General features: G+C 71.6%; 11 protein-coding genes. All 11 read right to left on the bottom strand.

Annotated features, from left to right (window positions below):
• Positions 1-80: 80 nt before the first annotated feature.
• Positions 81-1,358: a thymidine phosphorylase gene (locus ABFY03_RS23570; protein ID WP_319010080.1), complete on the bottom strand. Its 1,278-nt coding sequence runs from the start codon at positions 1,356-1,358 to the stop codon at positions 81-83.
• Between the two features lie 83 nt (positions 1,359-1,441).
• Positions 1,442-1,843 (bottom strand): cytidine deaminase, encoded by a 402-nt coding sequence (locus ABFY03_RS23565; protein WP_319010081.1) that lies wholly within the window; start codon positions 1,841-1,843, stop codon positions 1,442-1,444.
• Entirely contained in the window at positions 1,840-3,102 is a 1,263-nt protein-coding gene (locus ABFY03_RS23560) for an ABC transporter permease (protein ID WP_346170781.1), read from the bottom strand. The genes ABFY03_RS23565 and ABFY03_RS23560 overlap by 4 nt, the downstream gene beginning before the upstream one ends.
• Positions 3,099-4,217, bottom strand: coding sequence for an ABC transporter permease (locus ABFY03_RS23555; protein WP_319010083.1), 1,119 nt, complete (start codon positions 4,215-4,217; stop codon positions 3,099-3,101). Before ABFY03_RS23555 ends, ABFY03_RS23560 begins: the two co-directional genes overlap by 4 nt.
• On the bottom strand, positions 4,214-5,821 hold the full coding sequence (locus ABFY03_RS23550) for an ABC transporter ATP-binding protein (RefSeq protein ID WP_319010084.1): 1,608 nt from the start codon (positions 5,819-5,821) through the stop codon (positions 4,214-4,216). The genes ABFY03_RS23555 and ABFY03_RS23550 overlap by 4 nt, the downstream gene beginning before the upstream one ends.
• A 215-nt stretch (positions 5,822-6,036) precedes the next feature.
• Complete coding sequence (locus ABFY03_RS23545) at positions 6,037-7,089, bottom strand: BMP family lipoprotein (protein ID WP_346170780.1); 1,053 nt, start codon at positions 7,087-7,089, stop codon at positions 6,037-6,039.
• Between the two features lie 231 nt (positions 7,090-7,320).
• The gene (locus ABFY03_RS23540) at positions 7,321-8,526 is read right to left on the bottom strand and encodes an amidohydrolase (protein ID WP_319010287.1); all 1,206 of its coding nucleotides are present in this window, start codon (positions 8,524-8,526) and stop codon (positions 7,321-7,323) included.
• A gap of 128 nt (positions 8,527-8,654) precedes the next feature.
• On the bottom strand, positions 8,655-9,827 hold the full coding sequence (locus ABFY03_RS23535; protein ID WP_319010086.1) for a hypothetical protein: 1,173 nt from the start codon (positions 9,825-9,827) through the stop codon (positions 8,655-8,657).
• Positions 9,824-10,717, bottom strand: coding sequence for an N-acetylneuraminate synthase family protein (locus ABFY03_RS23530; RefSeq protein ID WP_030496851.1), 894 nt, complete (start codon positions 10,715-10,717; stop codon positions 9,824-9,826). The genes ABFY03_RS23535 and ABFY03_RS23530 overlap by 4 nt, the downstream gene beginning before the upstream one ends.
• Positions 10,718-10,730: 13 nt before the next feature.
• Complete coding sequence (locus ABFY03_RS23525) at positions 10,731-11,939, bottom strand: cytidylyltransferase domain-containing protein (RefSeq protein ID WP_346170779.1); 1,209 nt, start codon at positions 11,937-11,939, stop codon at positions 10,731-10,733.
• Positions 11,939-13,264: a DUF6716 putative glycosyltransferase gene (locus ABFY03_RS23520; RefSeq protein WP_346170778.1), complete on the bottom strand. Its 1,326-nt coding sequence runs from the start codon at positions 13,262-13,264 to the stop codon at positions 11,939-11,941. The genes ABFY03_RS23525 and ABFY03_RS23520 overlap by 1 nt, the downstream gene beginning before the upstream one ends.
• Positions 13,265-13,320 lie beyond the last annotated feature (56 nt).

The following is a 13,320-nucleotide window of genomic DNA, read 5'->3' as shown; positions in this document are numbered from 1 at the left end:
ATCCCAGCATGCCGAACGGGACCGGCGGAGGTCCACCGGCCCCGTTCACCCGAAGGTGTCAGTGGCACATGCCAGAGCCGTTACGCGATGCGGTCCAGGACGATCGGGTTCGGGGTGAAGTCCGTGCCCTCGGGGGCGATGTCCCAGGCGGCGTCCAGGGACTTCAGGGCGTAGTCGAACTTCTCCGGGGTGTCCGTGTGGAGGGTGAGCAGCGGCTGGCCCGCCGTCACCGTGTCGCCGGGCTTGGCGTGCAGCTCGACGCCGGCGCCGGCCTGCACCGGGTCCTCCTTGCGGGCGCGGCCCGCGCCGAGGCGCCAGGCGGCGATGCCGATGTCGTACGCGTCGAGGCGGGTCAGGACGCCCGACGAGGGGGCCGTGACGACGTGCTGCTCGCGGGCGACCGGGAGGGTGGCGTCCGGGTCGCCGCCCTGCGCCGCGATCATCCGGCGCCAGACGTCCATCGCGGAGCCGTCCTTGAGGGCCTTCGCCGGGTCGGCGTCCTTGATGCCGGCCGCGGCCAGCATCTCGGCGGCGAGGGCGATCGTCAGGTCGACGACGTCCTGCGGGCCGCCGCCGGCCAGGACCTCGACCGACTCGCGGACCTCCAGGGCGTTGCCCGCGGTGAGGCCGAGCGGGGTCGACATGTCGGTGAGGAGCGCGACGGTCTTCACGCCGCTGTCGGTGCCGAGCGCGACCATGGTGGAGGCCAGCTCGCGGGCGTCCTCGATGGTCTTCATGAAGGCGCCGGTGCCGACCTTGACGTCCAGGACCAGGGAGCCGGTGCCCTCGGCGATCTTCTTGGACATGATGGAGCTGGCGATGAGCGGGATCGCCTCGACCGTGCCCGTCACGTCGCGGAGCGCGTACAGCTTCTTGTCGGCGGGGGCGAGGCCGTCGCCGGCCGCGCAGATGACCGCGCCCGTGGTGTCGAGGACGTGCAGCATCTCCTCGTTGGAGAGCAGCGCGCGCCAGCCGGGGATGGACTCCAGCTTGTCGAGGGTGCCGCCGGTGTGGCCGAGGCCGCGGCCGGAGAGCTGCGGGACGGCCGCGCCGCAGGCGGCGACGAGCGGGGCGAGCGGGAGGGTGATCTTGTCGCCGACTCCGCCGGTGGAGTGCTTGTCGGCGGTGGGGCGGGAGAGCGCGTCGAAGTTCATGCGCTCGCCGGAGGCGATCATGGCCGCCGTCCAGCGGGCGATCTCGTCGCGGTTCATGCCGTTGAGCAGGATGGCCATCGCCAGGGCGGACATCTGCTCGTCGGCGACCGCGCCGCGGGTGTAGGCGTCGATGACCCAGTCGATCTGCTCGGGGCTCAGCTCGCCCTTGTCCCGCTTGGTGCGGATGACGGAGATGACGTCCATGTCGTGGTGCCTCTTTCTACGCGCATAGAGGGGGAACGGAAGGAGCGGCCCTTCCATCGTGCCGGAAGGGCCGCTCCGGTGTGCTACTTGGCGAGGTGGTCCGGGCCGAACGCCTGCGGCAGCATCTCCGCCAGGGTGAGGAACCCGGCGGGCGTCTCCAGGACGAGGTCGGGGCCGCCGAACTCGTACAGGAGCTGCCGGCAGCGCCCGCACGGCACGAGCGACTCGCCCCGGCCGTCCACGCAGACGAAGTGGGTGAGCCGGCCGCCGCCGGTGGCCTGGAGCTGGGAGACCAGGCCGCACTCGGCGCAGAGGCCGATTCCGAAGGAGGCGTTCTCCACGTTGCAGCCGGAGACCGTCCGCCCGTCGTCGACGAGGGCGGCGGCCCCGACCGGGAAGCCCGAGTACGGGGCGTAGGCGCGGGACATCGCTTCCCGGGCCGTGACCCGCAGGGCCTCCCAGTCGGCCTCGGACAGGGCGGTCACTTGCCCTGTCCCTTCCGGTACGGCAGGCCGTCCGCCTTCGGCATCCTCAACCGCTGTGCGGACAGGGCCAGCACGAGCAGGGTGGTGATGTACGGGGCCGCGTCCACGAACTGGCTCGGGACCTGGTCGGTGAGCGCGTACCAGACGAAGAACCCGGCCGCGAAGACGGCGGAGACCACGGCGGGCACGTACTTCTTCTTGTACAGCTGCCAGGCGGCGGCCAGCACCAGCAGGATCGCGACGAGCAGCAGCAGTGCGTGGACGTTCTCGGAGCCGCCGCGGATCTTGAGGCTGTCGGTGAAGCCGAAGAGGCCGGCGCCGAGCGCCATGCCGCCGGGCATCCAGTTGCCGAAGATCATCGCGGCGAGACCGATGTAACCGCGTCCGCCGGTCTGGCCCTCCTGGTAGATGCCGGTGGAGACGATCGCCAGGAACGCGCCGCCGAGGCCGGCGAGGGCGCCGGAGACGACGACCGCGATGTACTTGTACTTGTAGACGTTGACGCCGAGGGACTCGGCGGCGACCGGGTTCTCACCGCAGGAGCGGAGCCGCAGGCCGAAGGCCGTGCGCCACAGCACCCACCAGGTGGCCGGGATCAGCAGGATCGCGACGACGGTCAGCAGCGACAGGTCGGTCACCAGGCCACCGAGGATGCCGGCGATGTCGGAGACCAGGAACCAGTGCTTCTGCTGGAGGTCGGCCAGCCAGTCCGACAGACCCGGGATGGTGATGTCGGTGATCGGGTCGATGCGCGGGGACTGCTTGGAGGAGCCGCCCTCGGCCTCCGCGAACGTGAAGTTCGAGAGGTACATCGTGAAGCCGGCCGCGAGGATGTTGATCGCCACACCGGAGACGATGTGGTTCACGTTGAACGTGACGGTGATGATCGCGTGCAGCAGGCCGCCGAGCGCGCCGCCGAGCAGACCGAGCAGGACGCCCACCCAGGGGCCCCACTGGTAGCCGGCCCAGGCACCGAACCAGGTGCCCAGGATCATCATGCCTTCGAGGCCGATGTTGACCACGCCCGCGCGCTCGGCCCACAGACCGCCGAGACCGGCCATGCCGATCGGGACGGCGAGCCGCAGCGCGCCGGACACCTGGCCGACGGAGGTCAGGTCGTCGGCGCCGGAGACGACGCGGACGAGGGAGAAGAGGACGAGGCCGGCCGCGACGATCAGCAGGATCCAGGGCCAGGTGAGCTTGCGGCGCCCGGTCTTCTTGGGAGCGGCGCTCGGCTTGGCGACGGTACCGGTGCTCATGCCGAGACCTCCTTGTCGGTCTTGATGGCGCCGCCGGCGGCCAGCTCCTCGCCGACCTTCTGCTGCTGGCGGCGGGTGCCGTAACGGCGGACGAGCTCGTAGGAGACGACCACGGCGATCACGATGATGCCCTGCATGATCTGCGTGATCTCCTTCGGGTAGCCCTCGACGTCGAGCGACGAGGACGCCTTGTCGAGGAACGCGAAGAGCAGCGCGGCGAAGAGGATGCCGACCGGGTTGTTCCGGCCGAGCAGCGCGATGGTGATGGCGGTGAAGCCGACGCCGACGGGGAACGACAGGCTGTACGTGTGGGTGTCGCCGAGCAGCGTGGGCATGCCGGAGAGACCGGCCAGACCACCCGAGATGAGCATCGAGGTGAGAATCATCTTCTTGGCGTCGACGCCGCTGGCCTGGGCCGCGGACTCGCTCTCGCCGGTGGCGCGCAGGTCGAAGCCGAACCTGGTGCGGTTGAGGACGAACCAGTAGACGACGCCGAGGGCGAGGGCGACGAAGGTGAAGCCGTAGATCTCGCCGTTGCCCTGGCCCATGTCGATGCCGGGGAACCAGCCGGACTCGGCGATCTTGCCGGTCGTCAGGTCGTTGGAGCCCTCGGGCTGGACGCCGAGGTTCTTCGGCAGGATCAGCCAGGCGATCAGCGAGGTCGCGATGGCGTTGAGCATGATCGTCGAGACGACCTCGGAGACCCCGCGGGTGGTCTTCAGGATGCCGGCGATGCCGGCCCAGAAGGCGCCGGTGAGGATCGCGACGACCACGATCAGCAGGATGTGCAGCGGGCCCGGCAGCTCGACCGAGGCGCCGACCACGGCCGAGACCATCGCGGCGAGACGGTACTGGCCGTCGACGCCGATGTTGAAGAGGTTCATCCGGAAGCCGATGGCAACGGCCAGGGCTGCCAGGTAGTAGATCCCCGTCTGGTTGACGATCAGGACCTGGATGTCCGAGTAGCCGGCGTTGTCGATCATCAGGGTGATCGGCTCGATCGGGTCGAGGCCCGTCGCGAGCAGCACCAGCATGGTGAGCACGAACGAGGAGACCAGCGCGAGCACCGGGCCGGCGGCCCCGATGATCAGCTTGTCCTTGTCGAATTTCATCATCGGGCGTCACCGTCTTCGGACTGCTCGGTGCCTTCGAGGTGGCCGGTGGCCGCGCCGGTCATGGCGGAGCCCAGCTCCTCGGGCGTGATGGTGGCGGGGTCGGCGTCCGCGACGAGCTTGCCGCGGTACATGACCCGGAGGGTGTCGGAGAGGCCGATCAGCTCGTCGAGGTCGGCGGAGATCAGCAGCACCGCCAGGCCTTCGCGGCGGGCGTCGCGGATCGCGTCCCAGATCTGCGCCTGCGCGCCGACGTCCACACCGCGGGTGGGGTGGGCGGCGATCAGGAACTTGGGGTTGTGGCTCATCTCGCGGCCGACGATCAGCTTCTGCTGGTTGCCGCCGGAGAGGGAGGCCGCGGTCACGTCGATGCCCGGGGTGCGGACGTCGTACTCGCGGACGATCCGCTCGGTGTCCTTGCGGGCGGCCTTCGGGTCGAGGATGCCGCGCTTGGAGTTGGGCGCCTCGGTGACGTGGCCGAGGATGCGGTTCTCCCAGAGGGGGGCCTCCAGGAGCAGGCCGTGGCGGTGCCGGTCCTCGGGGATGTAGCCGATGCCGCCCTCGCGGCGCTTGCGCACCGACACCCGGGAGATGTCCTCGCCGTCGAGCGTGATGACGCCCGCGTCGGGGGTGGCCATGCCCATCAGGGCCTCGATGAGCTCGGTCTGGCCGTTGCCCTCGACGCCGGCGATGCCCAGGATCTCGCCCTTGTGGATGGTGAGCGAGATGTCGTCGAGCAGCTTGCGGCCGGCCGCGACCTCCTGGACGACCGTCGTGCTCGACGGGTCCGCGGGGGCGGCGGTGGTCAGCGGGGCTCCGGCGGCGCCGCCCTCCAGCAGGGTCAGGCCCCGCACCTGGAGCATGGCGACGTCGGTGACGGTCGACTCGCGGGTCTCCGGGGAGGGCAGCTCGCTGCCGACCATGAGCTCGGCGAGCTGCTTGGTGGTGGCCGTCTTGGGGTCGGCGGTGCCGACGGTGGTGCCGCGCCGGATGACGGTGATGTCGTCGGCGACCTTCAGGACCTCGCCCAGCTTGTGCGAGATGAAGATGACGGTCAGGCCCTCGGCCTTGAGCTCGCGCAGGTTGTCGAAGAGCGCGTCGACCTCCTGCGGGACCAGGACGGCGGTCGGCTCGTCGAGGATGAGGATCTTCGCGCCGCGGTAGAGGACCTTCAGGATCTCGACGCGCTGGCGGTCGGCGACGCCGAGGTCCTCGACGAGGGCGTCGGGGCGGACGCCGAGGCCGTACGCGTCGGAGATCTCCTGGATCTTCTTGCGGGCCTTGGCACCGATGCCGTACAGCTTCTCGCCGCCGAGGACGACGTTCTCCAGGACGGTGAGGTTGTCGGCGAGCATGAAGTGCTGGTGCACCATGCCGATGCCGCGCGCGATCGCGTCGCCGGGGCTGGAGAAGGAGACCTGCTCCCCGTCGATGGCGATGGTGCCCTCGTCCGGCTTCTGCATGCCGTAGAGGATCTTCATGAGGGTCGACTTGCCGGCACCGTTCTCACCGATGAGGGCATGGACCGTGCCCTTGCGGACGGTGATCGCGATGTCCTTGTTGGCGACGACGCCGGGGAAGCGCTTGGTGATGCCGTGGAGTTCCACGGCGGGGGGGCTGGACGCGTTGATGACGCACTCTCCTTGGCCGAAAGGAGTGGGAGCGGAGGGCAGGGCGGGGCGAAGTTATCGTGCCAGTGCGACATCTACACGCGTAGCGCTGCCGAAAAGTGAAAACCCGTACGGGAATGGGGCCGGGGCCCGGTCCGGTGGGAGTCCCACCGGGGCCGGGCCCGCGGGCAGAAGGTCGTGAGCTGCGCGCCTTACGGAGCGGTCTTGACCGTGATCTTGCCGTCGACGATGTCCTTCTTCGCCTTCTCGACGGCGGCGATGAGGTCGGCCATCGACTTGTACTTCGGGTTGGAGTCGGCCAGGCCGACGCCGTCCGTGGCGAGACCGTAGCGGACCTCACCGGTCTGCGGCTTGCCGTCCTTGACCGACTTGATCAGGTTGTAGACCGAGTCGGAGACGTCCTTGGTGACCGAGGTCAGGATCGAGTCCTTGTACTCGGCGAGACCCGCCTGGTTGTACTGGTCGGAGTCGACGCCGATGGACCACTTGCCGGCCTTGGACGCGGCCTCGATCGCACCGGAGCCGGCGAGACCGGCGGCGGCGTAGATCACGTCGGCGCCCTTGTCGAGCTGGCCCTCGGCGGCGGCCTTGCCCAGGTCGGGCTTGGCGAAGCCGTCGAAGTTCGGCGGCTGGGTCAGGTACTGGGTGAGCACCTTCGCCTTGGGGTTGGTGTCCTTGACGCCCTGGACGTAGCCGGCCTCGAACTTCTTGATCAGCGGGACCTCGACACCGCCGATGAAGCCGACCGTGCCGGACTTGGACGCCTTGGCGGCGGCGACGCCGGCCAGGTAGGAGCCCTGCTCCTCGTTGAAGACGAGGTTGGCGATGTTCTTGCCAGTCACCGAGGTGTCGTCGATGATGCCGAAGGTCGTGTCCGGGAACTGCTTGGCGACCTTCTCGATGGCCGGGGCGTAGGCGAAGCCGACGCCGATGACCGGGTTGTTGCCGGCGCGGGCCAGCGAGGTGAGGCGCTGCACCTTGTCGGCGTCGCCCTCACCGGACGACGGCTCGGCCTCGGCGCCCTTGACGCCCAGGTCGTCCTCGGCCTTCTTCAGGCCCGCGTAGGCGGCGTCGTTGAAGGACTGGTCGCCACGGCCGCCGATGTCGTACGCGATGGCGGCCTTGGTGGCCTTCGAGTCGGAGTCGGAGCCGCCGTCGGAGGACGACTTGCCACAGGCGGTCGCGGAGAGCGCGAGCGCCGCGGAGGCGATGCCCACGGTGGTGATCCTGGTGATCCGGCGCAAGAGGAGGGTCCCTTCAAGACTGACCGAAAGCGCCTCTTCCGGCGCTGGCTTTGCGGCGATCGTAACGCGCGTAGATGTCAGTTAAAGACCCGTTCATGAGTCGTTACCGTATCGACGCGAACCCACGGGCCACAGTACCCGTACACGCTTCGCGATCAAGGCGCAACCCCGTGTCATCAGCAGAGATGGGGGCACCGCCGCACGCCTGGCGGGAGGCGGTGCCCCGGGGGATCAGCTCGCTCCGGCGTCGATCAGCGCGGCGGCGGTGAAGAGCTCGACGGCGGTCCGGATGCACCGCTCGTCGACGTCGAAGTCGCCCGCGTGGAGGTCCCGGACGCGCGGATCGCCGGGGGTGCGGACGCCCAGCCGGGCCATCGCGCCGGGCACGTGCTCCAGGTACCAGGAGAAGTCCTCGCCGCCCAGGCTCTGCTCGGTGTCCTCGACCGAGTCGACGCCGCACCGGGCCGTCATGGCCTCCCGGAGCAGTTCGGCGACCATGTGGTCGTTGACGACCGGCGGGACGCCCCGGACGTAGTTCACCGTGGACTTGGCCCGGTGCAGCGTGGCGATCTCGTCGACGGCGGCGTGCACCAGATCGGGCGCGTCGCGCCAGGCGGGCAGGTCGAGGCAGCGGACGGTGCCGGAGAGCTCGGCGTGCTGCGGGATGACGTTGGGCGCGTGGCCGGCCTCGATCCGGCCCCAGGTGACCGAGAGGCCGGAGCGGGCGTCGACCCGGCGGGCGAGCACGGCCGGCACGTCGGTGGCGATCCGGGCGGCGGCGGTGACGAGGTCGGTGGTGAGGTGCGGGCGGGCGGTGTGGCCGCCGGGGCCGTCGAGGGTGATTTCCAGCCGGTCGCAGGCGGAGGTGATGGGGCCGGTGCGCAGCCCGATCTTCCCCGCGTCGACCTTGGGGTCGCAGTGGACGGCGATGATACGGCCGACGCCGTCGAGGACGCCGGCCGCGACCGCGTCGGCCGCGCCTCCCGGCAGCACCTCCTCGGCGGGCTGAAAGAGCAGCCGCACCGGGCGGGGCAGCCGGCCCTCGCGCTCCATCTCGGCGAGGACGAGGCCCGCGCCGAGGACGGTGGTGGTGTGCACGTCGTGGCCGCAGGCGTGGGCGCGGTTGGGGACGGTGGAGCGGTACGCGACGGTCTTGGCGTCCGGGATGGGCAGGGCGTCGAGGTCGGCGCGGACGGCGAGCATGGGACGCCCGCCGTCGTACGTGCCGATGTCACAGATGAGGCCCGTGCCGCCCGGGAGGACGCGCGGCGCCAGGCCGGCCGCCTCCAGGCGGGCCTTGAGCGCGGCGGTGGTACGGAACTCCTGGTTGCCGAGCTCCGGGTGCATGTGCAAGTCCCTGCGGAAGGCGATCAGTTCGTCGCGCAGGGCGGAGGACAGCGTTCCGGGCAGGGTGGCGGATCCGGGCTCACGGGACATCAACTGGTTCACCCTTTGAAGCGTAGGCCCATCCGGTGATCAACTGCCCGTTGATCACGAAAACTTCAGCCCGTTAGGGGAAAGAATCTCGGTTTGCCGTGCATGGGACACACTCCGTATGGGTATGGTCACCCGAATTCGAGCCGGTCGACCGCCGACGTGTTGCGCGGGGTGAGGCGGTCCGCCCCCGACGCCGTGCCGGCGACGCCCGCCAGGAAGCCCTGGGCCCGCGGCGAGGCGGTGGCCTTCAGCCACTCCGGCGCGATCTCGCAGACGGCCACCTTGACCCCGGTGCCCGCCAGGGCGAGCGGCAGGGTGTGGACGACCGTGGACGGGAAGCTGACGATGGTGGCGCCGATCGGACCGCGCCGGGCGATCAGCTCCAGCGGCAGGTCCGGGCGGACCACCTGGAGGCCGGTCTCGACCGCGACCCGGTGCAGCTTCTCCGGGGTCTCGCGGCGGTGGGCGAAGTAGCGGGTGGCGCCGTGGGTGCGGGCCAGCTGCCCGACCACCCGGAGGTAGTGCTCCGCGTCGACCACCCCGGTCTCGACGAGCGAGGTGCCCACGAGGTCGGCGCCGCCGGTGAGCGGGGGCGGTCCGAAGCGCTCCCGGGTCCACGCGTAGGCGTTCTCGGTGACCTCCGTGCCGGGCGGCGCCTGGACGGGCAGCGAGGTGAAGATCTCCACGGTCCGGCCGGGCCCGGGGGCCAGCCGGCGGCGGGCCAGCGAGGTGACCGGGGCGAGGGCCAGCTCGCGCGGCCCGAGGTCGCCCTTGCGGTGCCAGCGGACCAGCCGCTCCCCGCCCGCGAGCTGGGCGGCGAACTCCATGGTCGCGGTGCCGTCGTCGACGACCGTGACGTGCCGGGGGCCGAACAGGGTGAGCAGCAGCTGGACGTAGCGGGAGAACGGGTCGCCGACGATCACGCGGTCGGCGGCGCGCAGCGGCCCGCCGAGCTCCCGCAGGGTCCGCACGAGCGCTCCGCGCCCCGCCCGCGCCTCCTGCCAGTGCACGGCGAACCCCTCGTCGCGGGCCAGCTGGGCCATCCGGCGCAGCTGGCCCCGCGACATGGGGTCGGTCGGCGAGAGGACCACGATCCGGAGGTCGTCGGCGGCGGAGCCGGCCGGCTCCCCGGGGGCCGGCCCGGAGGCCGGCGAAGACGGGGGTCCCCCCTGCTCGAGCGAAGCCGAGAGCTCGGGGGCGGGCGCCGCGGCCGGGGCCGGGCCCCGGCCGCGCGCGTGCGCCCACTCCAGGACGTTCAGGAGCTGGACGGGGCTCTCGACGAACGCCAGTCGGCCGGTCATGCGGAGACGGGCTCCAGGACGCGGCGGAGCTTCTTCATCGGGCCGAGCTCCGACTCGTACACCTTCTTCACGCCGTCGCCGAGCGCGGTCTCGATGGTGCGGATGTCGCGGACGAGGCGCTCCAGGCCCTGCGGCTCGACGGAGGCGGCCTGGTCCGAGCCCCACATGGCGCGGTCGAGGGTGATGTGGCGCTCGACGAAGGTGGCGCCGAGGGCGACGGCGGCGAGGGTGGTCTGGAGGCCGGTCTCGTGGCCGGAGTAGCCGATCGGGACGTTCGGGTACTCCTCCTGCAGCGTCTGGATGACGCGCAGGTTCAGCTCCTCGGCCTTGGCCGGGTAGGTGGAGGTGGCGTGGCAGAGCAGGATGTTGTCGCTGCCCAGGACCTCGACCGCGTGGCGGATCTGCTTCGGCGTCGACATGCCGGTGGAGAGGATGACGGTGCGGCCGGTGGCGCGCAGCTCGCGCAGCAGCTCGTCGTCGGTGAGGGAGGCGGAGGCCACCTTGTGGGCCGGGACGTCGAACTTCTCCAGGAAGGCGACGGCCTCGGTGTCCCACGGGGAGGCGAACCAGTCGATGCCGCGCTTCTTGCAGTGCTCGTCGATCTGGCGGTACTCGTCCTCGCCGAACTCGACGCGGTGGCGGTAGTCGATGTACGTCATCCGGCCCCAGGGGGTGTCGCGCTCGATGTCCCACTGGTCGCGCGGGGTGCAGATCTCCGGCGTGCGCTTCTGGAACTTGACGGCGTCGCAGCCGGCCTCGGCGGCCACGTCGATCAGCTTGAAGGCGTTCTCGAGGTCGCCGTTGTGGTTGATGCCGATCTCGCCGCAGATGTAGACGGGCTGTCCGGGGCCGGCGGTCTTCGGGCCGAGGGTGCGCAGACGGGTGCTCATGGTGGTGCTTCCTTTATTCGGCGGGGGTGGTGGTGGGGGTGTTCAGCTCGGGTCCGAGGAGCCAGGCGGCGATCTCGCGGATCGCTCCGAAGCCGCCCGGGGTGACGGTGACCGCGCGGGCCGCGGCCCGGACGGAGTCGTGGGCGCTGCCCACCGCGACGGGCCAGCCGACGAGGTGGAAGCAGGGCAGGTCGTTGACGTCGTTGCCGGCGTAGAGGACGCGCGCGGGGTCGATGCCCTCGGCCTCGCACCACTCCTTGAGGGCGAGGTCCTTGCGGTCGATCCCGTGCAGGACGGGGATCCGCAGCTTCCGGGCGCGGGCGGCGACGACGGGGTTCTGTTCGGTGGAGAGGATGAGGACGGGCAGTCCGGCGCGGCGCAGGGCCGCGATGCCGAGGCCGTCGCCGCGGTGGGCGGAGACGAACTCCCGGCCCTCCGCGTCGAGGTGGACCCGGTCGTCGGTCTGGGTGCCGTCGAAGTCGAGGACGACCGCGTCGACGTCGCTGAAGCCGGGGGTGGCCGGCTCGTCGAGGAGCGGCGCCAGGGCCTTGGCGCGGGCCAGGTCGTGCGGGTCGTCGATCTCCAGGACGCGGGCCGGGTCGGTGACGACGAGCGCGGTGCGGCCGAAGAAGCGGTGCCCGTGGGTACGGAAGCCGGCCGCGTCCATCGCGTAGACGGCGCCGGTCTCCAGGTACTCGGGCTCGCGGTCCTGGCGGCGCGGCCGGTGGGCCTTGTCGTGGTTGACGCCGGTGGCGCCGTCCGCCGTCTCCTTCCACAGGAAGCCGTGCGAGGGCGCGGCGGTGAAGGCGGTGTCGGCCTCCCCGTCGACGATCCGGGCGACGGCCTCGGCGACCTCGGCGGAGGTCAGGAAGGGACTGGTGCACTGGACGAGGAGGACCACGTCGGCGGTCCGTCCCGCGGTGGCCTCGAAGGCGTCCAGGGCGTGCAGCACGGCCGACTCGCTGGTGGCGGTGTCGCCCGCGATCGCGGCGGGCCGCTGGACGGCCTCGGCGCCGAAGGAGCGGGCGGCCGCGGCGATGGCGTGGTCGTCGGTGGAGACGACGACGTCGGTGACGCCGACCGCGCCCAGGCAGGCCCGGACGGCCCGGCCGACCAGCGGGATCCCGGCGACCGGGGCGAGGTTCTTGGCGGGGACGCCCTTGGAGCCGCCCCGTGCGGGGATGACGGCGAGCACGGTCGGGCTCGGCTTCTTCGTGGGCATCACAGTTCTCCCAGGCGTCGGACGACGGGGGCCACGCGCTGGACGCCGTGGCGGTAGGCGCCGCGCGCCGCCTCGCGGACGATCCGGCGCAGCCCGCTGTCGCGGACCGGGGGCGCGGTGACGTCCAGGCGGTGGCGGGCGAGGATCCCCGGCAGGTAGCCGGGGGCCGTCTCCGCGGTGTAGTAGGGGCTGATCGGGGGCAGTTCGGGCAGCGCGAGCAGCCGCGCGACCCGCTGCCGGGCGGCGTCGAAGGCGGAGTCGTAGCCGCCGTCGGAGGCGACGCCCTGCCGGGACAGCCACTCCTCGTCGGGCTCGGGCACCTCGCCCCGGTCGAGCCGGTCGAAGGAGGTGAGGAGGCCGGAGCCGATGAAGTGGTGGTTGCCGTTGACCTCGCGGACCCCGCAGTCGGTGAGGATCGCGGTGGGGATCCGGCGGTGCAGGGCCTCCAGGGCGGCCGTGGAGGAGACGGTGACCAGCAGGTCGGTGCGGTCCAGCACCTCGCCCATGTGCCCGTACACCAGGCGGAAGTTGGCGGGCGGGTCGAGGTCGCGCACCAGCCGCTGGTACGGGTGCTCCTCCAGGTGCGTGGTGTGCTCGCCGGGCTTGGAGCGGAGCTTGAGGAGGACCTCGCGCTGCGGGTGCAGCCGGGCGTGCCGGACCAGGCGCTCCAGGACGTACGCCCGCTCGGCCCGGGTGACCGGTACGGACGGCTGGGCGGCGAACACCAGGGTGTCGCGGCCCGCTCCGGGACGGTGCGGGGCACCGCCGAGGAACGGCAGCGCCGCCTCGACGACCGACTCGGCGCCCGCGCCGACCCCTTCGTACACCGCGCGGAACCGGTCCGCGTCGTGGCGGGAGTTGGCGAGGACGACGTCGGCGCCGTGGCGCAGCAGCAGTCCGTCGGCCAGCTTCTCGTAGACCACGCCGACGTAGCCCGTGACGATCACCGGCCGACGGTCGAGACCGAGGTCGGCGAGGCCCTGGAGGACGGCCCGGACGGTGCCGCCGACCAGCGCGAGGACGACGACGTCGTACCCCTCGCCGCGCGACTCCGCGTCCCGCACCTCGCGCAGGAACTCCGCGCCGGTCACCTCGCGCGGGGCGGCCGTGGAGGCGCCCGTCTCGGCGAGCTGGCGGGCGGTGGGGGTGGCCCGGCCGCGGAGGACGAAACCGGTCGGCTCGTCTCCGGGGCCGGCGGGCTCGCGCTCGGAACCCGAGGCGTCCGCCGGGGTGATGCGGCGCGCGGTGAGCGCACCCCATTTCCACCGGGTGTCGGAATCCGCGAGTACGGCGACCCGTACCGCTTCACTGGAACTTGCTGGCACGTCGAGGACGCTAGAAGTCCATTCCGGTCAACGGCCCAACTGGGCCGCAACAAACG

This window comes from Streptomyces roseofulvus, from assembly GCF_039534915.1.
In the GTDB taxonomy this organism is placed as follows: Bacteria; Actinomycetota; Actinomycetes; order Streptomycetales; family Streptomycetaceae; genus Streptomyces; species Streptomyces roseofulvus.
Note: the sequence above shows the minus strand (reverse complement) of the source record. Positions and strands in the feature narration are given on the sequence as shown.